This is a genomic window from Arthrobacter sp. CDRTa11, from assembly GCF_026427775.1.
Taxonomy (GTDB): Bacteria; Actinomycetota; Actinomycetes; order Actinomycetales; family Micrococcaceae; genus Arthrobacter.
Window position 1 is genome coordinate 2,699,957 of sequence record NZ_CP044532.1, and the last position, 19,997, is coordinate 2,719,953.

18 protein-coding genes and 1 pseudogene are annotated in these 19,997 nt (G+C 62.9%); 13 read left to right on the forward strand and 6 right to left on the reverse strand.

Going from position 1 to position 19,997, the window contains the following annotated elements:
- Nucleotides 1–8 precede the first annotated feature (8 nt).
- The 4 genes and pseudogenes from F8G81_RS12065 to hxlB form a co-directional block, all read right to left on the reverse strand.
- Nucleotides 9–923 carry a glucose-6-phosphate dehydrogenase assembly protein OpcA gene (locus tag F8G81_RS12065; protein ID WP_267274981.1) on the reverse strand — a complete coding sequence of 305 codons (915 nt, stop codon included), beginning with the start codon at nucleotides 921–923 and terminating at the stop codon, nucleotides 9–11.
- Nucleotides 920–2,429 (reverse strand): annotated as a pseudogene (gene zwf, locus F8G81_RS12070) (glucose-6-phosphate dehydrogenase). Before zwf ends, F8G81_RS12065 begins: the two are co-directional and overlap by 4 nt.
- Nucleotides 2,430–2,643: 214 nt before the next feature.
- Nucleotides 2,644–3,267 carry a 3-hexulose-6-phosphate synthase gene (gene hxlA, locus F8G81_RS12075; RefSeq protein ID WP_267274982.1) on the reverse strand — a complete coding sequence of 208 codons (624 nt, stop codon included), beginning with the start codon at nucleotides 3,265–3,267 and terminating at the stop codon, nucleotides 2,644–2,646.
- A 71-nt stretch (nucleotides 3,268–3,338) separates the two neighbouring features.
- Nucleotides 3,339–3,962, reverse strand: coding sequence for a 6-phospho-3-hexuloisomerase (gene hxlB / locus F8G81_RS12080; RefSeq protein WP_416377048.1), 624 nt, complete (start codon nucleotides 3,960–3,962; stop codon nucleotides 3,339–3,341).
- Nucleotides 3,963–4,101: 139 nt separating this feature from the next.
- Between hxlB and F8G81_RS12085 the strand changes: the two genes are divergently transcribed.
- A complete protein-coding gene (locus tag F8G81_RS12085) occupies nucleotides 4,102–5,412 on the forward strand; it encodes a response regulator transcription factor family protein (RefSeq protein WP_267274984.1) in 1,311 nt (436 codons plus the stop codon).
- 103 nt (nucleotides 5,413–5,515) lie between these two features.
- Here F8G81_RS12085 and F8G81_RS12090 read toward each other — a convergent pair whose 3' ends face one another.
- Together F8G81_RS12090 and F8G81_RS12095 are read right to left on the reverse strand one after the other, a co-directional pair.
- Entirely contained in the window at nucleotides 5,516–6,115 is a 600-nt protein-coding gene (locus tag F8G81_RS12090) for a TetR/AcrR family transcriptional regulator (RefSeq protein WP_267274985.1), read from the reverse strand.
- A 93-nt stretch (nucleotides 6,116–6,208) separates the two neighbouring features.
- Nucleotides 6,209–7,789 carry an FAD-binding oxidoreductase gene (locus F8G81_RS12095; protein ID WP_267274986.1) on the reverse strand — a complete coding sequence of 527 codons (1,581 nt, stop codon included), beginning with the start codon at nucleotides 7,787–7,789 and terminating at the stop codon, nucleotides 6,209–6,211.
- A 260-nt stretch (nucleotides 7,790–8,049) separates the two neighbouring features.
- Here F8G81_RS12095 and F8G81_RS12100 point away from each other — a divergent pair, with 260 nt between their 5' ends.
- The 12 genes from F8G81_RS12100 (at nucleotide 8,050) to F8G81_RS12155 (ending at nucleotide 19,900) form a co-directional block, all read left to right on the forward strand.
- Nucleotides 8,050–9,231, forward strand: coding sequence for a cytochrome P450 (locus F8G81_RS12100; RefSeq protein WP_267274987.1), 1,182 nt, complete (start codon nucleotides 8,050–8,052; stop codon nucleotides 9,229–9,231).
- Entirely contained in the window at nucleotides 9,219–10,256 is a 1,038-nt protein-coding gene (locus F8G81_RS12105; protein WP_267274988.1) for an amidohydrolase family protein, read from the forward strand. The genes F8G81_RS12100 and F8G81_RS12105 overlap by 13 nt, the downstream gene beginning before the upstream one ends.
- Nucleotides 10,257–10,292: 36 nt before the next feature.
- The gene (locus tag F8G81_RS12110) at nucleotides 10,293–11,228 is read left to right on the forward strand and encodes an ABC transporter substrate-binding protein (protein WP_267274989.1); all 936 of its coding nucleotides are present in this window, start codon (nucleotides 10,293–10,295) and stop codon (nucleotides 11,226–11,228) included.
- A gap of 14 nt (nucleotides 11,229–11,242) precedes the next feature.
- Nucleotides 11,243–11,914 carry a 4-carboxy-4-hydroxy-2-oxoadipate aldolase/oxaloacetate decarboxylase gene (locus F8G81_RS12115; RefSeq protein WP_267274990.1) on the forward strand — a complete coding sequence of 224 codons (672 nt, stop codon included), beginning with the start codon at nucleotides 11,243–11,245 and terminating at the stop codon, nucleotides 11,912–11,914.
- Nucleotides 11,907–12,464 carry a cupin domain-containing protein gene (locus tag F8G81_RS12120; protein WP_267274991.1) on the forward strand — a complete coding sequence of 186 codons (558 nt, stop codon included), beginning with the start codon at nucleotides 11,907–11,909 and terminating at the stop codon, nucleotides 12,462–12,464. Before F8G81_RS12115 ends, F8G81_RS12120 begins: the two co-directional genes overlap by 8 nt.
- 2 nt (nucleotides 12,465–12,466) lie before the next feature.
- The gene (locus F8G81_RS12125) at nucleotides 12,467–13,696 is read left to right on the forward strand and encodes an NAD(P)/FAD-dependent oxidoreductase (RefSeq protein ID WP_267274992.1); all 1,230 of its coding nucleotides are present in this window, start codon (nucleotides 12,467–12,469) and stop codon (nucleotides 13,694–13,696) included.
- Nucleotides 13,697–13,744: 48 nt separating this feature from the next.
- Nucleotides 13,745–14,062 carry a 2Fe-2S iron-sulfur cluster-binding protein gene (locus tag F8G81_RS12130; RefSeq protein ID WP_267274993.1) on the forward strand — a complete coding sequence of 106 codons (318 nt, stop codon included), beginning with the start codon at nucleotides 13,745–13,747 and terminating at the stop codon, nucleotides 14,060–14,062.
- A gap of 36 nt (nucleotides 14,063–14,098) precedes the next feature.
- Nucleotides 14,099–15,208 (forward strand): alcohol dehydrogenase catalytic domain-containing protein, encoded by a 1,110-nt coding sequence (locus F8G81_RS12135; protein WP_267274994.1) that lies wholly within the window; start codon nucleotides 14,099–14,101, stop codon nucleotides 15,206–15,208.
- Between the two features lie 248 nt (nucleotides 15,209–15,456).
- Complete coding sequence (locus F8G81_RS12140; RefSeq protein ID WP_267274995.1) at nucleotides 15,457–16,605, forward strand: sugar ABC transporter substrate-binding protein; 1,149 nt, start codon at nucleotides 15,457–15,459, stop codon at nucleotides 16,603–16,605.
- Nucleotides 16,602–18,197 (forward strand): sugar ABC transporter ATP-binding protein, encoded by a 1,596-nt coding sequence (locus F8G81_RS12145; protein WP_267274996.1) that lies wholly within the window; start codon nucleotides 16,602–16,604, stop codon nucleotides 18,195–18,197. Before F8G81_RS12140 ends, F8G81_RS12145 begins: the two co-directional genes overlap by 4 nt.
- Nucleotides 18,194–19,336 carry an ABC transporter permease gene (locus F8G81_RS12150; RefSeq protein WP_267274997.1) on the forward strand — a complete coding sequence of 381 codons (1,143 nt, stop codon included), beginning with the start codon at nucleotides 18,194–18,196 and terminating at the stop codon, nucleotides 19,334–19,336. Before F8G81_RS12145 ends, F8G81_RS12150 begins: the two co-directional genes overlap by 4 nt.
- Nucleotides 19,337–19,465: 129 nt before the next feature.
- Nucleotides 19,466–19,900, forward strand: a complete 435-nt coding sequence (locus F8G81_RS12155; RefSeq protein WP_267274998.1) for a DoxX family protein — start codon at nucleotides 19,466–19,468, stop codon at nucleotides 19,898–19,900.
- The last annotated feature ends 97 nt before the right edge of the window (nucleotides 19,901–19,997 follow it).

Consider the following 19,997-nt stretch of genomic DNA (forward strand, 5'->3'; position numbering starts at 1 on the left):
TGGGGTAGTCAGCGGCCGGCGGGAGTCGCCGTCTGCAGAACCTGGCCGAAGACTTCGTCGGGGTCCAGGCGGCGGAGTTCTTCGGCGAGGCAGTCGCGGAGGCTGCGTCGTGGGAGTGAGATGCGTTGGGCTGGTTGTCCGGGTTGGGTGAGTTCGGCGATGGAGAGTCCGGGGCGGAAGAGTTGGACGTCGCCGCCGGGGCGGCTGAGCCGGACGCGGCGGATCCCGGTTCCGGCGGGGTCCGCGACGATGGTGACGGGGGCGTCCAGGGACAGGGTGAGCCAGGCCGCGAGGAGGATGGTGGAGGGGGAGTCGGAGGCGCCTTCGACCGCGACGGCTGTCACGGGGGAGGGGTCTACCTGGTCCAGGACCGCGGCGAGCTGGATCCGCCAGTTCGTCAGCCGGGTCCAGGCCAGGTCGGTATCACCGGCTTTGTAGGTGGTCCGGATGTTCTCCAGGGCCTGTTGCGGGTCCGGTTCATTCGCGGAATCGGTGATCCGGCGGTGCGCGATCCGCCCGATCGAGGTTTCGCAGGCGTTTTCCGGGGCGCCGTGCGGCCACCACGCCACGATCGGGGCGTCCGGCAGCAACAGCGCGGCGACCAGGGACTCGGACTCGTGTGCGAGCTGGCCGTAGCCGCGCAGCACGATCACCTCGGACGCGCCGGCGTCCCCGCCGACCCGGATCTGCGCGTCCAGCCGGTCCGGGGCGTCCTTGCCGGCGTCGGCCAGCACGATGATCCGGCAGGGGTGTTCCCGGCTGGCCTCGTTCGCGGCCTCGATCGCTTCTTCCTCGAGCCCGGACTTGGTCACGACCACCAGGGTCAGGACCCGGCCCAGCGCGATCACGCCGCCCTGCTCGCGCAGGGCCATGATCTTCTTGGACACCTTCGAAGTGGTGGTGTCCGGCAAATCAACAATCATGGCCTTCTCCAGGTTCGTCCGTCACGGGCCAGCAGCTCATCAGCGCTGGCCGGGCCCCAGGAACCCGGGGCGTAGGGTTCGGGCTGTTCATTCAGTTCGGCCCAGTAGTCCTCGAACGGGTCAAGGATCTTCCAGGACAGCTCCACTTCCTCATGCCGCGGGAACAACGGCGGCTCACCCAACAGCACGTCCAGGATCAGCCGCTCATACGCCTCGGGGGACGATTCGGTGAAGGAGTGCCCGTAGCCGAAGTCCATCGTCACGTCCCGGACTTCCATCTGGGTGCCCGGGACCTTGGACCCGAACCTGATGGTCACGCCCTCATCGGGCTGGACCCGGATCACCACAGCGTTCTGACCGAAGTCATCCTCACCATGATCACGGAAGAGCAGGTTCGGGGCGCGTTTGAACACCACCGCGATCTCCGTCACCCGCCGTCCCAGCCTTTTGCCCGCGCGCAGATAAAACGGCACTCCGGCCCAGCGCCGGGTATGGATGTCCACCCGGATCGCGGCGAACGTCTCGGTGGTGGAATCGGCCGGGATGCCCTCTTCCTCCAGGTAGCCCTGGACCTGCTCCCCGCCCTGCCAGCCGCCGGCGAACTGGCCGCGCGCTGAATGCGTGGACAGGTCATCAGGGAGCTTGACGGCGGCCAGGACCTTTTCCTTCTCGGCGCGCAAATCATCGGCATTAAAACGAAATCGGCTCTTCCATCGCGGTCAGCGCCAGCAGCTGCAGCAGGTGGTTCTGGATCACGTCGCGGGCCGCGCCCACACCGTCGTAATACCCCGCCCGGCCGCCGGTACCAATGTCCTCAGCCATCGTGATCTGGACATGGTCCACGTAGTTCGCGTTCCACAACGGCTCAAACAACTGGTTCGCGAACCGCAACGCCAGAATGTTCTGCACCGTCTCCTTCCCCAAATAATGATCGATCCGGAACACCGCGTCCGCGGGGAACACCGACTCCACAATGTCATTGAGCTTCCGGGCAGATTCCAGGTCATGGCCGAACGGCTTCTCAATCACCACCCGCCGCCACTTATCCCCCTCGGCCTGCGCCAGTCCGTGCTTGGACAGCTGCCGGCAGACCTGCTCAAACGCCTTCGGCGGGATCGAGAGGTAGAACGCATGGTTCCCCCGGGTCCCGCGGACATCGTCGAGTTCCTTAATGGTCTCGCCGAGCCGCTCGAAAGCGCCGTCATCATCAAACTCGCCCTGGACAAAACGGATGCCCTCCGAAAGCTGGTTCCACACCGCCTCGTCAAAAGGCGTCCGCGCATACGCCTGCACGGAAGCCTTCACTTCAGCGGCGAAATCCTCCTTGTCCCACTCGCGCCGAGCGAAGCCGACCAGCGCGAAACTCGGCGGCAGCAACCCCCGGTTCGCCAGGTCATACACGGCCGGCATGAGCTTCTTCCGCGCCAAATCACCAGTGACCCCAAAGAGCACCAGCGAGGACGGCCCGGCGATCCGATTCAGGCGGCGGTCCCGCGCATCCCGCAACGGATTACGCCCCGATTTACCCGGACGCAATTCATTTGTCCTGATGGAAGAGCCCGCGCCGGAACAGGCCGCAGTGGGGGAGGGCGTAGCCGGCGGCAGCGGGGTGCGGGACAGCAGATTCGTTTCCGACATTGGGGCTTTCTGTTTCTGACATGGATGCGGCGGCCTGCACCCTATATAGGTGCAGGCCGCCGCCGTCCCGATGGGGGTGGTGCTAGATGATGGCGGCCTTCAGTTCTTTCGCTGCGAGGGCCGGATCTGCGGCGCCGTAGATGGCACCGCCTGCTACGGCCACGTCAGCGCCTGCACGCTGGACAGCCTCAATGGTGCTGAGGTTGACGCCACCGGCAACAGAGAAGGGAACGCGGGCCTCTTCGCCTGCACTGAGCAGCCCGTGGAGGTCAAAGCCGGGCTGTGCCTGCTCATCCAGGCCTGCGTGGAACTCCACGAAGGTGGCGCCGAGTGCACGGACTTCTTTCGCACGGGCAACCTTGTTCGGAACGCCGATGAGGTCCACCACGATGCCCTTGTTGTGGGCTTTTGCAGCCTTGACGGCTCCTGCGATGGTGGAGTCGTCGGCGCTGCCGAGAACGGACACCAGATCGGCGCCGGCTTTGAAGGCAATGTCGGCTTCAAGCTCTCCGGCATCCATCGTCTTCATGTCAGCAAACACGGTCTTGTCCGGGTGCGCAGCCTTGACGGCGGTGACGGCACCCAGGCCGGCGGCTTTGATCAGGGGCGTGCCGAGCTCAATGATGTCAACATATTCGGCGACTTTGCCGGCCAGTTCGAGGGCGTCTTCGACGGTGAGAAGGTCCATGGCAACCTGAAGTTTCATGACGTTGTTTTCTTTCTGTTGGGAACTGCGTGATTTTTGGAACGATTGTGTTGGGAAAGGGAAAGGGGCGGCTACTCGAGGTTGGCGTGCCGCAGCCAGAGTTGCTCCGCCGGCACATCTGCGTTGCCCCAGAGTGTTTGGAAAACGGCTTCGGTGGCCAGGAAAAGCACCTGCTCGAACAGGCTTCCGGAGTATTGACGGGAGACCCCTGATCCGTGGTCGGTCTTTTGTTGGGCGGGAATAATCACCAGCTCGTCGCTGAGACCCGCCAACGGTGATCCCTGGTTGGTGGTAAACACCGCGACGCTTGCCCCGGCGCTGACTGCAGTTTCTGCTGCCTTCACCACTCCGGAAGTGGTGCCGGACCCGGAAGCAACCAGGAGCAGGTCACCGGAGCTGATCGCGGGGGTGGTGGTATCGCCAGCCACGTGGACCGTCAGGCCCAAATGCATTAAGCGCATGGCGGCCATCCTCAGGACGAGGCCGCTGCGGCCTGCCCCGGCCACAAAGACGCGGTCTGCCTGGCTGATTTTCGCTGCCAGCCCGGCAAGTTGCCGGTCATCTATCCGGGCTGCCGTGTCAGCGATCTCGTTCCGGACGAGCGACAGGTTGTAAGCAATGGGACCGACAGTGTCCTCCGCTGTCGATGCACCGGCTGTTGTTGAATTCACTGTGTTCGTTCCTTCATTCGTCATCAGCGACGCTGTGCCAGATGAGAAGCTTTTTCATTCTCTGGAATTCATCCTCTCCAAGATCCGGGGTAGGCGTAACGCTGATTTTGAACTGTTGTGCCTACACTTTGGGATAGTTGGCTGTTCCGGGTAGTCTGTCCGGATGAACACAGCCGGAAAGCCACTCGGCACAGCGCCGGTCCCTGACCTCCCGGATGCGACGTGGGCCCTACTGAACGCGGTGTCCGCCGTGGCCCAAGCCCCCCTCACCTCCATCGCGGAACGCCAGCGCGAGGCGTTGCTTCCCTTAGTGGGCGGGACCGCACTGGTGATTTTCACCGAGGATTGCACGGGGCGTCCGCAAAAGAAGGCCGGCGAAGAAGGGATTATTTCCCGGGTGTCCATCGCTGAACTGCAGGGCCTGCGCGAGTCCCTGGCCGATGGAAGTCCCTGGCTGGGGGAGGCTGGGATAGCGGCTGAGCCACGGCAGGTACTCGCCGTGCGGCACATGGCCAGTAACGCCCTGCTTGTTATTACTGATCCCTGCCTGGACATGGATGCGGCGGCAGACCCCGCACTGAAACTGGTGCAGTACTTCTGGCAACTCGCGGCCCAAAGGATCCAGGAAAAGGTCAAGGACGCTCCGCCGTCGTACTTGCTTGAATCACGGGCGGCGTCGGCCGAGCGGATCCGCGTCACGGCCGAACTGGTGGACCAGCACTCCACCACGCTGGAAACACAGCTGGCCGCCCTTCGATCGTCGTCCCTGGACGATGCCGCCGCGCGGTCGTCGGTTACCGCACTGACGGCCAAGGCACTGGTGGGGCTACGGACACTCAGTGACCGCACAGCCGACCTGGTGGAGGAGCCGGTTGCAAAGGCCTTCGAACGCCTGCGGGAGGACCTGCGGCCGCTGACCCGGTTCAGCGGCATCAACGTCCAGTTCATTGAACCGCCCCTGAGTGGGAGGGCGCTTCCCGGTGAGGTTGCCCACGCGGCGAGGGCGATCGTCAGGGGACTGCTGCTGGCGATGATGGAACAGCCGGAAGTCAGGCGGGTCCGGGCGCAGTGGGACTGCGACGGGGAGAACCTGCTGATAAATGTACGCGACGACGGCCTGGGCGCGCTTTCAGCCGACGCCCCGAGTATTGGCCGGCTGGACCGCCGGGTCCAGGCACTGTCCGGCCGCATGCAACTCGACGTCATGGCCGGCTGGGGCGCCGACGTCAGTGTCACGCTGCCACTGGACCCACCGGCCCTTCCTGCCGGTGATGTCACGGCGTGGAATCTTGCCGCACGCGAACTGGAAGTCCTTCAGCACCTGGTTGCCGGGAAACGGAACCGCACCATCGCGTCGTCCCTGGGTATTAGCGAGAACACCGTGAAATTCCATGTGCGGAATCTTTTCAGGAAGCTCGACGTCGGTTCACGCACCGAGGCAATCGCCCTGGCCAACAGTCATGGAATGCGCTGACGTTTACCTCTGCCTCGCACGCGGTTGTACCTATCCCTTCGGATGGACTACGAGCTGCCTGGGCTGGCGGCATCCCCGCAGCCAGGCATAGGGTGGGGTGCGTTCACTGGTTGCGTACACGCACCGATCCGCGAAGCGCCGTGAGAACCTGGCGCACCATCTGGCCGGCGGTGTTGACCTTAAGGAAAACGGCAATACCGCCGTAGGTCAGGTCCAGGACTATGCCGCCAAGATCAACAGCGCTGATGTCGATGTCGCTGTCCGGAAAGAGCCTGCTGCGCAGGAGCTCACCCACCTCTTCCCACTGGCTGGCGAAGAGCTGCCTTTGCCGGTCAGTCAGCGTGCCATCGCGCTGCGCCCTGCGCAGCATTTCGATGGCGATGATCCCCCATTTCTGTTCCTCGGCGCGTGAATCGCTCCACTCGGCCACGACATCTATTGCTTCTTCAGTCGTTTGGACACCTTTTAGCCGCCGCGTCAGGTCCCGCACGTCGTTGCCCGCGTTCCCTTCCAGCAGCTGTTGAAGAATGTCCTCCTTGGAGGCAAAGTTCGAATAGAACGCACCTTTGGAGAAGCCTGCCTCTTCGGCGATGCGCTCCACAGATGCACCATCGTAGCTGTAGCGTGCCACCACGTCACCCGCCGATTTCAGGAGCTTCTGTCGTGTCAGTGCCTGGCTCTGTTCCCGTGTCAACCGCGCCATTGGTCCCCCCTTATCGTCGTTTCCACCCGCCGGCCTCATGATGGGCGGGATCCCTGGCAAACAATGCCCGGAAGTTCTCTCAATCAGGCCGCCCTAGGTGCGGCTGCTCCACTCGCTTCCGTCGCGGTACGCGGCCGGCCAGATGCCATGGCGGCCGGGGGACAGAATGCCGTTTGGGTCCACGGCGTCCTTCAGCTTCTCGACGAAACGCCGGTAGGCATGGCCATTGAACGAATACTGGTCCGCCGCAAGGTCCATAAAATCAAGGTGGGGGCGGCAGACGCCGTAGCCAAGACTGCCGAGTCGGGAAACCATCAGCTTGACGACGTTGAACGCGTTGCGCACCGCGTCAGCGTTCGTTTTGTCGTAACGAACGCCCGCCAGGACTATGCCTGACCTCTCGCCGGTCAGCATAATGGCTGCCGAGAAGTTCAGCCCGGCCGCCTCGAGATGCCTGCGAATCTCGTCAGTGACCAGGCGCACCTCGGTGCCCTGCATCGGCACAATCGGGGAAAAATCGACGTGCGCAATATGGTCGGGGGTGTTTTCGATCGCCTTAAGCGTGGGAATGCCTGCCATGATCTGATCAGCCGAATAAACAATCTCGTCATACTCATGGGGGGCATAGGTGCGGGGAGCGTCAACGCGTCCGCTGGGGATCTTGGCCCACGCCTCCTGGATGCGGCGAAGCTTGATTCGGACGATCTCGGCGTCGCCCCAAACCGCCGCACGCGTGGCCCAGGCGCCCACTCCTGCCCGTTCGCCGATCTCCCGAACCTCATCGGCCGTGAGCTGCCCGGGGCCGCCTGCACCCGGCTCATCGCGAAGCATCACGGCGGCGCGCAGGGCCGAATACAAGGTCGGAACCCCCTCCAGGTGGCCCTCGATCTTCAACTCCCGGAGCGTATCGATCGCAAGCTCCAGGTCCGAATCCTCCCCGATCGAGAGCATCACCGGGGCGTACGCCTCGGGCAGTCGCTTCAGCCAGACCCCCATCCTGGTGACGATGCCCAGGTTCGACTGTACAAACAACGGATCCAGGGACGGCCCAAGGCTTCGCTTGTAGAGGTGCCACGCCTTGCTGCCCGGTACCGCGCCGGCACCGGTCCGCAACAGGTCCCCGTCAGGCAGTACCACCTCAAAGCCGGTGGGGAACATGTAGTCCGCGCCGTAGAACTGGTAGGTGTGTCCACTGTCCATCGAATTGCCGATGACCGATCCCCAGCCGAGGTCGGGGCAGGGCACCATAAGGCTGTAGCCGGCCGCTTTCACTGCATCGTAGAGGTCGAACCACCGTACGCCCGGCTCAACTACCGCATAGGCGAGCTCGTCATTGATCTCGAGTATCCGGTTCATCTTCTGGAAGCCGATTTGGATAGAACCGCGTACCCTGGGCGACGGCCCGCCGTGTCCGACGTTACGGCCCTGGCTGTGCGGCCACACGGGAATCCCGTACTTGTTGGCGATCCGCATGATTTCCTGCACCTGTTCCGTCGACGTCGGCTGCAGGACCGCCGACGCGGCGTACGTCTCGTCTCCCGGGAGCCAGTAGGGGTCCTTGAACTCGTCTACCTTGGCGCGCTCAATGTGGACCGATTCCTTGCCCACTACCGCTGAAAGCTCGCGGATCATGTCGTCCGGGATAGTCGGTAGGTTCACCGCGAGGTTGTTCATGTCTTTCTCCTTTGAAAGATGGACCGTCCCGGGGGCCAACGGGAGGGTATCAAAACATATGCGAAATAGTATTGGGATACTAGAGGGTATCCCAAGCGCACTGTCCGGCGTCAACCTCCGAATCAATCCGGCGGCCCTCGCCCGGGCTTCCACAATCCATTGACAAGCATGATTCACAGAGATACCGTTCAGTATCTGAATGCCAGACCGTATCTAAAGCGGATCAACAGGCACCAAGAGACTGCTGCGATGGAGGAGATATGTCGACAGAATTAACAGGAGACAACCTGTACAGGGATCCCTATCCCGTCTATGCCCGGTTGCGCCGGGAAGAACCGGTCGCCTTCTTTGAGGGCACCAAGGAATACTTCATTACCCGTTTCGACGACTGCCGTGCAGCAGGATCCAATGACCGGGTTTTTGGCCCGTCGGACAGCCCGGAAAGGCCAGAGGCGCGTGTTATGGGTATGCCGAACGTGTTGAGCATGACGGGTGAAGAACACAGCAGTCTTCGTGAAGCGATCGACCAGAACCTGACCCAGGAGGCAGTGCGCCGTTTCGTTGACGCTTTGACCCGGCCGGTGGTGAAGCGGTACCTTGCCGAGCTGTTGCCCCGCGGCGAGGCAAACCTCACGGCCGACCTCTTCGAACCGATTTCGGTCCGCTGCATCGGCGATGTCATAGGCCTGACGGAAACGCCAAACGAGACGCTGGTGGAATGGTTCCAGGCGATGAGCGCAGGCCTGCAGAACGTCAATGACGACCCAGCTGTATGGGGCCGGCTGGACCGGGCATTGGCCGATATCGATTCCCAGTTGGGGGATCTGTACGAGCAGGCGGTGTCAAAGCCCAACCACACGCTGATGAGCCATGTGATGCATGGCGGCATGCCGGAGGGCAAGGTGCGCAGCATCGAAGAGATCATGCCCACCATGAAGGTCATCATTCTGGGAGGCCTTCAGGAGCCGGGCCACGCTGCTGCGAATGCTGCCGCAGGGCTCCTCCTGGACACTGAGCAGACCCAGGCCATGGCTGCCGACCCCAAGGAACATGCCCTGCGCGCGTTCGATGAGGGCTTGCGCTGGGTCTCACCCATTGGCGTCACTCCACGCGTTGCCGCCGAGGACGTGGAGATCTCCGGCACGCACATTCCGGCTGGCTCTTCAATCGCCATTGTCATGGCGTCGGCCAACCGCGACGAGAGCCGTTTCGAGGACCCGGACCGTTTCAACATGTTTAGGAAGAAGCGCCCGCACTTCTCCTTCGGCTTCCGGCCCCACTTCTGTTCCGGCCATGCACTTTCCCGCGCCATGGGCGAGATCGCGCTGGAAGAAGCCTTCCTGCAGCTGCCAGGCCTTCGCCTCGATGGCAGCCGCGAGATGAAGTTCAAGGGCTGGCGTTTCCGTGGCGTGTCAGACCTTCCCGGCACATGGAACGCCTGAACACGCTGGCCATCGATTGCCATGGCCACTTCACCACCGAGCCGCCGGAGTTCCACTCATTCCGGAAGGACCAGGTCGCCTTCGCTGAAGGACGATCAGAAGAACGGCCGGTGTATACGGGCATCCCGGACGAAGACCTGCGCAGGATCATCACGGACAACCAGCTACGGATCCAGCAGGAACGGGGATCGGATTTCACCATCCTCTCGCCGCGGGCGTCCGGAATGGGCCATCATGTACCGGGCCAGGAAACGGCGGTGGACTGGGCCCGCCTGTCCAACGATACGATCCGGCGAATCTGTGAACTCTTCCCGCTGAACTTCGCCGCCGTCTGCCAGTTGCCGCAAACCGTCGACGGCGGCCTTGGCCCTGTCATAGCCGAACTGGAGCGCTGCGTCTCTGCCGGCTTCGTTGGCTGCAACGTCAACCCGGATCCCTCCGGCGGGCACTGGTCGGCTCCGCCGCTTTACGATCCCTGGTGGGACCCGCTCTGGGAGGCCATGACCAGGCTCGACGTCCCGGGCATGATCCACGTCTCCGGCTCCTGCGAACGCGCACTGCACACCACGGGGGCGCACTACCTGGCTGCCGATACCGCTGTTTTTATGCAGTTGATCGAAGGGGATCTCTTCGAACGCCATCCAAACCTGCGTCTGATCATCCCCCATGGCGGCGGCGCGGCTCCCTATCACTGGGGGCGCTACCGGGGCCTGTCCATGATGCTGGGCAAGCAGCCCCTGGCAGAACACGTGATGCAGAATCTGTTCTTCGACACCTGCGTCTACCACCAGGCGGGGATCGACCTGCTCTTCCGGATGGTGGAGCCCAAGAACATCCTCTTCGGCTCGGAACTGCTGGGAGCGGTGCGCGCCGATGACCCGGAAACAGGCCACAGCTTTGACGACACCAAACGCTACATCGACGCCCTGAACCTCGGTCAAGACACGCATCACGCGGTCCTGGGCGGAAACGCCCGGCAGGTCTACCCGCGGCTTGATGCGCTGCTTACGGCCCAGGGCCGCTAGAGAAGTACAACTTTCCGGAACATAGGAGTTCTCACCATGACACCATCTTTGACTCAAGTGCGCCTTGCGGGAGGTGCCCAGGGGTTCAACTGGCTTCCCGTATTTGTCGCCGAAGAGCAGGGCCTTTTCGAACGGAATGGGCTGACGATTGAATATCTGAAGCTTGGATCCGTTGACAAGGCCACCACCGCGGTGCGTGAAGGAACGGCAGACCTTGCCATCACCCCGCCGGAAGGGGCCATCGCGGACTTCGTCTCCGGTGGCAGCCTTCGGATCATCGGCGCCAACGCCGTCCGCCTCCCGATGTCACTGGTGGCACGGCCGGACGTCGCGGGCATCCAAGAACTGCGTGGTAAGCGGATTGGAACATCGTCCCTGACCGAGGGAACCGCCATCTACACACAGATGATGCTTCAGCAGGAAGGCCTGAGCTACCCCGCTGACTATGACTTTGTCCTTGCCGGTGTTCATACCACCAGGTGGGCGGCGCTGAGGAATGGCGAGATCGATGCCGCACCCCAGCCCGCTCCATGGAACTTCCTTGCCGAACGCGAGGGGTACCGCCTCATCGGCGAGACGAATGACGTGATCCCTGAGCTTGTGTTCGCGGCCCTCATCGGCAATTCCGGCTGGGTCTCTGCGAACCCGGAGACGGTGGGGAAGCTCGTGGCAGCGCTGGCCGAGGCCCACGAGTTCGTCAATGATCCCGCCAACGATGCCGTTACCCTGCCGATTTATCAGCGGCTGACGACACCCGGAGACGTGGAACTGGCCACCCAGGGACTCGCATACACCAGGGACATGGGGATGTGGCCGGGCAATCTCCAGATCGTGCCCACTGCGCTGCAGGCAACCGTTGACCTGATGATCCGCGTCGGGTTGCTGGGGTCCGAACACCGAACCACAGCAGAAGGCGCGTTCGACCCCGGCTTTGTCCGGCAGCTCACCGCACCCACGCCGGCAACTGCATAAGGAAGGGAAAAGTCATGGCAAAAGTAGTGACAGAAACCAAACGGACCGGGGCCGGGATCTGCGAAGGATTCGCCGCCCTCGGTGTGGCCACCGCCCATGAAGCACAGAACCGGACCGGGCTGCTGGGCGCCAGGCTGCGCCCCCGGCAATCAGGAACAACCATTGCGGGGCCTGCACTGACCTGCGAGGTGGCACCGGGAGACAACTGGATGATCCACGTCGCCCTGGAACAGGCGCAGCCGGGAGACATCCTGGTGGTGACACCGACATCCCCCTGTGATGACGGCTATTTCGGGGATCTTCTCGCCACCTCGGCGATGGCCAGGGGCATCCGGGGGCTGGTCATTGACGCGGGAGTTCGCGATGTCGCCCAGTTGCGCGCCATGGGCTTTCCTGTCTGGAGCAAGGCAGTCAGCGCCCAGGGAACGGTGAAGGAAACGCTCGCCGACGTCCAGGTGCCTATTGTTTGCGGCGGCGCCCTGATCATCCCGGGAGATGTGGTCATTGCTGACGACGACGGCATCTGCGTAGTGCCGCAGGGCAGCGCAGCAACGGTGCTTGGGAAGGCCCGCGCCCGCGCCGCGATGGAGGAAGAGAAACGACAGCTCTATGAGGCCGGCCACCTGAGCCTGGACGTCAATGACATGCGGCCCCGACTGAGAGAGAAAGGCCTTATCCATGAGTAAGCCTGATGCGCCCGCTGTCCCGCGCCGGGTGGTGACGGGAGTCAGGAACGGCAGATCCGTCGTCGTGAGCGACGGCCCCGTGCCCAATGCCCACCACTACACGTCCATCCCGGGCATGATGACCTCCGTCCTTTACGCGACTGCCGCTTCACCAGGGCTGCCCCAGGAAGAGGTGGAGACCGCGCCGTTGCGGATGCACGTCCCTCCGCCGCCGGGTGAAACCCGGCTGATGATCGTGACCTTCCCGCCGGATTCGTCGCTGGCGCTGCCCGGCTTTGATCCCGCCGCCGCGGATGCCGAACAGCGGGAGTTCATCCCGGGCCTTGCCGAACTGTTCGAGCAGGACGCTCCCGGAATGCACAGAAGCGAGACGGTGGACTACGGCGTCGTCCTCGACGGCGAAATCTGGCTTGAGCTCGACGAAGGAGACCGGACGCACCTGCGGACGGACGATGTGGTGGTTCAGTGCGGTACCCGGCACGCCTGGCGGAACGCCGGCGACCGCACCGCGAAGATGCTTTTTGTACTGATCGGCGGTGAGTGGAAATGACGATGGAACGTTTTGATTGCCTCATTATCGGCGCGGGACATGCCGGGGCAGAGGCAGCGATTACCCTCCGCCAGACAGGATTCGCGGGAACAATCGGCCTGGTGGGCAACGAGACCGTGCTCCCTTACGAGCGTCCGGCGCTGTCAAAGGAATACCTGGCCGGCAAAAAGACCTTCGACCAGCTTCTCCTGCGGCCGTCGGACTTTTGGGGCCAGCACAACGTCTCCGTCCGCCTCGGGCAGCAGGTGATTGGGATAGATGCTCCGGGCAAGACCGTGACCTGTGAAGACGGCACCGAGATGGGTTATGGCGTCCTGGTCTGGGCCACCGGGGGCAGCCCGCGCACGCTCAATTGCCCGGGTCATGACCTGGAAGGCATCCACGCGATCCGGGATTTGGCTGACTGCGACCGGCTAATGGCCGTACTACCCGAAAGCCGGCGCATCGCAGTCATCGGCGGCGGTTTCATCGGGCTGGAGGCTGCTGCCGTCCTCCGGGAACTCGGCAAGGAGGTGGTGATCATCGAAGCCCTTGACCGTTTCCTGGCACGGGTGGCTGCGGAACCTGTGTCCCGGTTCTATGAGACTGAGCACCGCAGCCGCGGTGTGGACATCCACCTCGGAACGGGTGTTTCGGAAATCGTGGGCAGCAATGGTGCCGTGAGTGGTGTCCGCCTTAATGACGGACGGGTCATTGACGCTGACCAGGTCATCGTGGGGATTGGGATTGTTCCGTCCATCCAGCCTCTTGTCCTCGCGGGGGCGGAAGCGACAGCGGGTTCCACCGGTGTGCTGGTTGACGACCTCTGCCGCACCTCACTGGCCGATATCTATTGCATTGGTGACTGCGCAGTCTTGAGCAGCGGACCCGGTATCCGCATCGAATCCAGGCAAAACGCCACTGAGCAGGCGCAAACCGCGGCCAAAGCGATCAGCGGCCAGGCTGAACCCCTGGATCTGCTCCCGTGGTTCTGGTCAAACCAGTACGATCTGCGGCTCAAGACCATCGGCCTGAGCCTCGGCTATGACCAGACGGTCTTGCGCGGTGACCCGGAAAGCCGGAGCTTCTCGCTGATCTACCTGAAGCAGGGCGCCGTCATTGCACTGGACTGCATCAACGCCACGAAGGACTACATGCAGGGACGCAAGCTTGTCGAAGCCAGCTCCCGCATCGATCCCGCCATCCTGGCGGACCAAGGGAAACCACTCAAAGAGATGGCCGCTGCCATCTGACCTGCTGCACGAGCGCAGGTTTGAAACTTACCCAGAAGGAGGAAAGTCATGGAATTTACTGTTACTACCCGGGACGACGTCGACCACACCATCGAGGCCCGCACCGGCATTTCGCTAATGCAGAATATCCGTAACGCCGGCATCGAGGAACTTGAGGCCATTTGTGGCGGCGCGCTGTCGTGCGCCACCTGCCACGTCTACGTGCAGAGCCTGCCCGCCGGTGCCGAACTGCCCGCAAAGTCCCGGGACGAGGAAGACCTCCTCGACGCCTCGGACTGCCTGACATCCCATTCCCGGCTGTCCTGCCAACTGGTCTTTGACACACCCCTGAGCGGCATGCGGGTCACCGTAGCGCCTGAGGACTGACCCATCCAGCGTCCAGCTGAATCAGAAAGAGGAATTATGCAGCAACTAATGCGCGCCGCGCGGCTCCACGCCGTCGGCGAAAAGATGGTCATTGAGGACGTCGAACGGCCCAGGGCAACCGGCACGGACGTAGTGGTTGAAGTCAAAGGATGCGGAATGGTGCCGAACCTGGGCAACGTCCTGGCAAATTGGGAAACCTGGTACCCGCAGATGCCGCTTCCGCCCCGTCCCGCGATCTTTGGCCTCGACCCGGTGGGCATCGTGCATGAGGTCGGGGAGATGGTGCTCAACGTGAAGCCGGGAGACAGGGTCTATGTCAATCCGGGGCGTTCGTGCGGGGCATGCCAGTCCTGCGCCGCCGGGACACCGCAAAAATGCGACTACTGGACATTGAACGGCTACTTCGGCTACAACCCCAACAGCCTTGAGATGTTCAAGCGCTATCCCCACGGCGGTTTCTGCGAATACATGCGGGCTCCCCAGACCGCCATCGTCAAGCTTCCGGACAACATAGAGTTCCGCCAGGCAACCCGGATGGGTTACTTGGGAACGTCCTACGCTGCAGTCAAGAAGATGGGCCCGCTGGCCGGTAAATCCCTCATCATCAACGGCGCGTCGGGAACGCTCGGAGTGGGTGTCACCCTGGTGGCCCTGGCCCTTGGCATTTCCCGCATCTACGCCGTCGCCAGGGGACTGCCCTTGCTGCAGAGGCTGCAGGCCCTTGCCCCGGAGCGCATCGAAATCTTCTCCAACACCGAAGGCAGCACCGCAACCTGGGTCAAGTCCAGGACCGGGGGAGCGGGAGCGGATTTGATGGTGGATACCCTCGGTGCCGTTGCCTCGCTCGACTCGCTCAAGGATGCCATGCACGGTGTACGGCGCGGTGGACGCATCATCAACATCGGCGGAACCGCGGGGGACCTCAGCATTGACGTGAAGTGGTGGATGGACGAGCAGATGGAACTCCTTGGCTCGGTGTGGTTCACGTCGGCTGAGGCGATCGAACTTGCAGAGCTGTTGCGCAACGGGACTATCGACATCTCCGTGCTGACTCCTAAGAGCTGGCCACTGGATGACATCAATGAAGCCATCTCAGGGGTCGCCAGTGGCGACGGCGGTTTTACCAGCTATCTCGTCGAAATCTGAGCATCCCTGGGAGCAGCAAACGCATCCGAATAAAACCGCTGCCATAGGGCAGAAATCCATTGACTCACCATGTGACCTGAGATACTCTTCAGTATCTGAAGTCCTAGCGGTATCTACGAGAAAAACCGCACAGCGACACATCCACACAGCTCAGCAAAACCCATCATCCCGGCACGTCCTGCCGGGCGGTATGACAAAGAAGTCACCAGAAAGCGAGCAACATTATGCAACGACGCATTAAACGCGCCTTGAGTTCTGCCGCAGTCATCGCCTCCATCTCACTTGCCGCCGCAGGCTGCGCCGCGGACGGCGCCAGTGACGGGCCGACGGCGGGGGTCACCTACCGTGACGCAAGCGGCAATTGTGCCGCACCTCCGCTGGCGGGAGTCGATTTCGGTGCTGCGCAGGCATTCCTCAAGCCGTTCGAGCAGAAGGCAACCGGGCTGCTTGTGACCAAGCCGCTGCCACAGCCCATCAACCCCGGCACCACCGTCGCCTACCTGGACAACGGCTCGGCTGTCTCGGGACTTATCTGGGGATTCATGGAGGCAGCAGGCAAGACAGCCGGCGTGACCATGCAGCGTGTAGCCACCGGGACGAATGCCCAAAGCATCAACACGGCGCTCAGCTCGGTTGTTGAAACAGCTCCTGACATCCTGGTTGCGGCCGCCACGGATGCCACGTTCTTCCAGGACCAGCTCAAGGCACTCGAGGCCGCCGGCACCACCGTTGTGTACGCGGGGTCTACCAACGCGGAAGACTTTGGCCTGCTCGACTCTTTCTCCGGCCACGGCGCGTCGATCGAGAACGGCAAGGTTCTTGCTGCCAGCGCAGTGAACTTTACCTGTGGCACGGGGACGGAATTCGTGTTCTACAACGTCCCTGAATTCACGTTCTCCCAGGTGCAGCTTGAGGCGATCCGGGAGTACCTGCCGACGCTGTGCCCTGAATGCAAGCTCCGCGTGGCGGAGATCCCGGTAGCCACCATGGACACCACTGCCGGTGACGCAATTGTGAGTGACCTGCAGGCGCATCCGGAAACGCAGTACTTCATGACAGTTGCCGACCAGATGCAGATCGGGCTGAAGGCAAAGCAGGAGCTCGCCGGAATAAATGTTCCCGGCATTGGACATTCCTCGCTCCCGCCGAACGTCGAGCAGATCGCCAGCGGACTCCAGTCCGCCGGTTACGCAGCCGACTACAACATGTACGCCTGGCTGCTCATGGACGAGGGACTCCGCCGCCACATGGGTGAAACCGTGACCTACGACGACTGGGCCAACGCCACCCAGCACATGTCGCGAGTACTCACCGCGCAGAATGCCGGCGAGTACCCGCACGGTTTCGTTGCCTACCCCAACATGGTGGAGGACTTCAAGAAGCTCTGGGGCAAGTGAACCACGTGACTGCCGGCACGCCAGCTGACCTGGTGAGCCCTGGCTCCGGGCCTCTGCTGAGAATCCAGGGCGTTACCAAGGACTTCCCGGCGCTGCGGGCCCTGGATGACGTGTCGATGGACCTTCACAGCGGCGAGGTTGTTGCGGTGGTGGGCCACAACGGCTCCGGCAAATCGACCCTTGTCAAGATTCTGGCTGGACTCTACGTGGCCGATGGTGGAACTGTTGAATTGGCGGCCAAGGAGGGCAGGCAGACCGAACTGCACATCATCCACCAGGACCTGGGCCTCGTCTCAGAACTCAACGCCATCGAAAACCTGGGCATGACCCACTACAAAGGCGCGGCGGCGGTGACACCCTTCAAGAGGAAGCAGGAGCGTGTCCGGGCGCTTGAGCTGATCCGCCGGTTCGGTGAGGAATTCGACGTCGACGTGCCCATCAGCGGGCTGACTCCGGCCCAGCGGGCGATCATTGCGATCGCCCGCGCGCTGGACGGCTGGCAGCACAGCCACAACGTCCTCATTCTCGATGAGCCGACGGAGGCGCTCCACGCCAGTGAAGTCAAGATCCTCTTCGACGCCGTCAAGCGTGTGGCTGCAGACGGCGCCGGTGTCATCTTCATTTCCCACCGGCTTGACGAGGTACTGGAGATGGCGGACCGTGCAGTCGTCCTGCGCGACGGCAGGAAAGTAGCCGATGAGCAGCGGGAGACCCTGGACCATGACCAGCTCATTGCCCATGTGACGGGTGTGGCCAAAGGCGTTGCCCTGGCCCGGCAATCGAACCGGGAGAAGGGTGCTGCGATCCTGGAAATATCGGGACTCAGAGGTGCCGGTGTGGAGTCCGTGGACCTCACCCTCCACGCCGGCGAAGTGGTTGGCGTCGCCGGTGTCCTGGGCTCGGGCCGGGAGGCACTGCCTGCCCTGATGTTCGGGGCCATTGAGTCAAGCGCTGACAGCTACGTCCTGGGAGGGCAGCCGTATCGGAAGCGCCGGCCGGCGGAAAGTATCCGCCGCGGGATGGCGTTTGTGGCAGGGGACAGGGCCCGCTTTGGTGCTGTCCGCGCCCTGACGGCCCGCGAGAACATCACCCTGCCCGAGCTGGCAAGCCTCCGGAGCCGCTTCGGCGGCATCAAAAGAAAAAAGGAGCGCGCCCACACCCGCGCGCTCATGGAGCAGTTCGGCGTCAGGCCGCCACGGCTGGAGCAGAAGTTCTCGCAGTTCAGCGGCGGTAACCAGCAGAAAATCGTGATGGCGAAATGGCTGCGCAACCGGCCGCAGGTTCTTCTCCTCGAGGAGCCGACCCAGGGTGTGGACATTGGTGCGAAGCAGGCCATCTACACCGCCATCGAAACTACTGCAGACCAGGGCGCCGCCGTTCTGGTGTGCTCCTCGGACGCAAAGGAACTGGTGCGGCTGTGTGACAGGGTCCTTGTCCTGCGGAACGGAACAGTAGCGGCAGAGCTGTCCGGGGACCGATTGACAGAGACCGATCTGGTGCTGGCCGGATACGGACTGGCCCACGCCGGCGCTGACGCCATGCCGGCGCCGGCTGCCGGCGCCGCCCGTGAAATGAGCAAAGGAAAGCAATGACCACCACCGAAACCTCCAGCACCGCCGCAGGCGAGGCGAACGCAAGCTCCTCTGGAGACACGAACATTGCAGGTACGGACACGGCCGGGATGAAACCGGCCGCTACGAAGCCGAGCGACATGAATCCGGGTGCCTGGGGGAAGGCGCTCTCCTTCCGGAACATCAGCGCCATCTATATCTTCATCTCGATCTTTGTGATCTTCTCGCTGGTGACGCCGCAGACCTTTCTCCAGGCGGGTGTGTGGCGCACCTTGCTCGACGCGCAGGCGATTACCGTTATCGCGGCCATCGCCGTCCTGATCCCGCTGGTGACCGGCGCCTTCAACCTCGCCATTGGCGCGGAAATCGGGTTCGCCGGAATCCTTATTGCCACCCTGCAGGTGAAGGCAGGCATCCCGTTTGCAGTCGCGATCCCCCTGGCCCTGCTTGTGGGCGCGCTGGTGGGCCTCGTCTCAGGCCTCCTCATCACCAAGGGCAAAATCGACTCATTCATCGCAACCCTGGGCCTGAGCTCGGTTCTGCTCGCCGCCCTTGCGTGGCTCTCGTCAAGCCAGCAGATTACTGGTCTCCAGGATGGTTTCCGGCTCGTGGCGACAGGGAAATTCCTGGGGGTAACGAACTCCGCGTACATCATGATCGTCCTGGCGTTCGTCGTCTGGTACGTTCTGGAGCGGACGCCGGTGGGCCGCCGCATGTATGCAGCGGGCTACAACCCGGACGGGGCAAGGCTCGCGGGGGTGAATGTCGCACGGATCCAGATCTGCGCGCTGATGGCCGGCGGTGCCATCGCAGCCGTTGCCGGGGTGCTGCTCACGTCCAGGATCAATACCGGCGACCCCACGGTGGGCCCCAGCCTGCTGCTGCCGGCATTGACTGCCGTATTCCTCGGTTCAACGCAGTTCAGCGGCGGCCGCCTTAACGTCTGGGGCACCCTGATCTCGGTCTACGTGCTCGCCACCGGAATCAAGGGCCTTCAGCTCATCGGTGCCGCACCCTGGATCAACGATCTTTTCAACGGCGTTGCGCTGCTCGCCGCCGTCGGACTCTCCCAATGGGAGGCGACGTCCAAGCGGACATCAGCCATCCGGCGCATCCTGCCCTTCGGCAAGGGCAAGAAGGAGAAGGCGGACGCCCACTAGCCCCTGGAACCGCGGTGAACATTCCAACAGCTCGAACTTTTCAGAGTCGCAGTTCAGATCACGGCTTCCACCTTGCGGCGCTGCCGCGAGGTGCCAGCCATCCAACAGCCAGCGAACGGAAATATTCTTATGAACCAGTCCACCCTGACAAACACTGCCCTGACCATCCTGCGCGTCGCCGTCGGATTTATTTTCGCCGCCCACGGCCTGCAGAAATTCATCGAGTTCACCATTCCCGGTACGCAGGCCGCTTTTGCCCAGATGGGTGTTCCTGCAGCCCAGATCGTGGCTCCCGTTGTGGCCACTCTTGAGTTGCTGGGAGGGATCGCCCTGATTGCCGGCGTCCTGGCACGGGTTTTCGCCGCGCTCCTGGTCCTGGACATGCTTGGCGCCCTGGTGGTGGTGCACGCTCCGGCTGGCATCTTCGTGGAGAAAGGCGGCTTCGAATTCGTTCTGGCCCTCGCCGCCGCGGCCCTGGCAATTGTCCTGACCGGCGCTGGGCGCTTCTCTGCGGATGCCACACTCTTTGGCGGGAGAGGCTCGAAGCTGAGCGTCCTGGCCTGAACCCTCGATTTACCCACGGGGCCTTGAATGCCTGATCGCTCCGGACTTAGCATGACCGGCACGGGGCGCCGGGCACACAGCGGACTGACGCCGTTTA

Coding starts and splice junctions, on each gene's coding strand:
- F8G81_RS12125 (WP_267274992.1), top strand. CDS start 12,467: ATGGAACGTTTTGATTGCCTCATTATCGGCGCGGGACATGCCGGGGCA.
- F8G81_RS12155 (WP_267274998.1), top strand. CDS start 19,466: ATGAACCAGTCCACCCTGACAAACACTGCCCTGACCATCCTGCGCGTC.
- F8G81_RS12065 (WP_267274981.1), bottom strand. CDS start 923: ATGATTGTTGATTTGCCGGACACCACCACTTCGAAGGTGTCCAAGAAG.
- F8G81_RS12100 (WP_267274987.1), top strand. CDS start 8,050: ATGTCGACAGAATTAACAGGAGACAACCTGTACAGGGATCCCTATCCC.
- F8G81_RS12120 (WP_267274991.1), top strand. CDS start 11,907: ATGAGTAAGCCTGATGCGCCCGCTGTCCCGCGCCGGGTGGTGACGGGA.
- F8G81_RS12115 (WP_267274990.1), top strand. CDS start 11,243: ATGGCAAAAGTAGTGACAGAAACCAAACGGACCGGGGCCGGGATCTGC.
- F8G81_RS12095 (WP_267274986.1), bottom strand. CDS start 7,789: ATGAACAACCTCGCGGTGAACCTACCGACTATCCCGGACGACATGATC.
- F8G81_RS12105 (WP_267274988.1), top strand. CDS start 9,219: ATGGAACGCCTGAACACGCTGGCCATCGATTGCCATGGCCACTTCACC.
- hxlA (WP_267274982.1), bottom strand. CDS start 3,267: ATGAAACTTCAGGTTGCCATGGACCTTCTCACCGTCGAAGACGCCCTC.
- F8G81_RS12090 (WP_267274985.1), bottom strand. CDS start 6,115: ATGGCGCGGTTGACACGGGAACAGAGCCAGGCACTGACACGACAGAAG.
- F8G81_RS12110 (WP_267274989.1), top strand. CDS start 10,293: ATGACACCATCTTTGACTCAAGTGCGCCTTGCGGGAGGTGCCCAGGGG.
- F8G81_RS12135 (WP_267274994.1), top strand. CDS start 14,099: ATGCAGCAACTAATGCGCGCCGCGCGGCTCCACGCCGTCGGCGAAAAG.
- F8G81_RS12085 (WP_267274984.1), top strand. CDS start 4,102: ATGAACACAGCCGGAAAGCCACTCGGCACAGCGCCGGTCCCTGACCTC.
- hxlB (WP_416377048.1), bottom strand. CDS start 3,962: ATGACGAATGAAGGAACGAACACAGTGAATTCAACAACAGCCGGTGCA.
- F8G81_RS12150 (WP_267274997.1), top strand. CDS start 18,194: ATGACCACCACCGAAACCTCCAGCACCGCCGCAGGCGAGGCGAACGCA.
- F8G81_RS12130 (WP_267274993.1), top strand. CDS start 13,745: ATGGAATTTACTGTTACTACCCGGGACGACGTCGACCACACCATCGAG.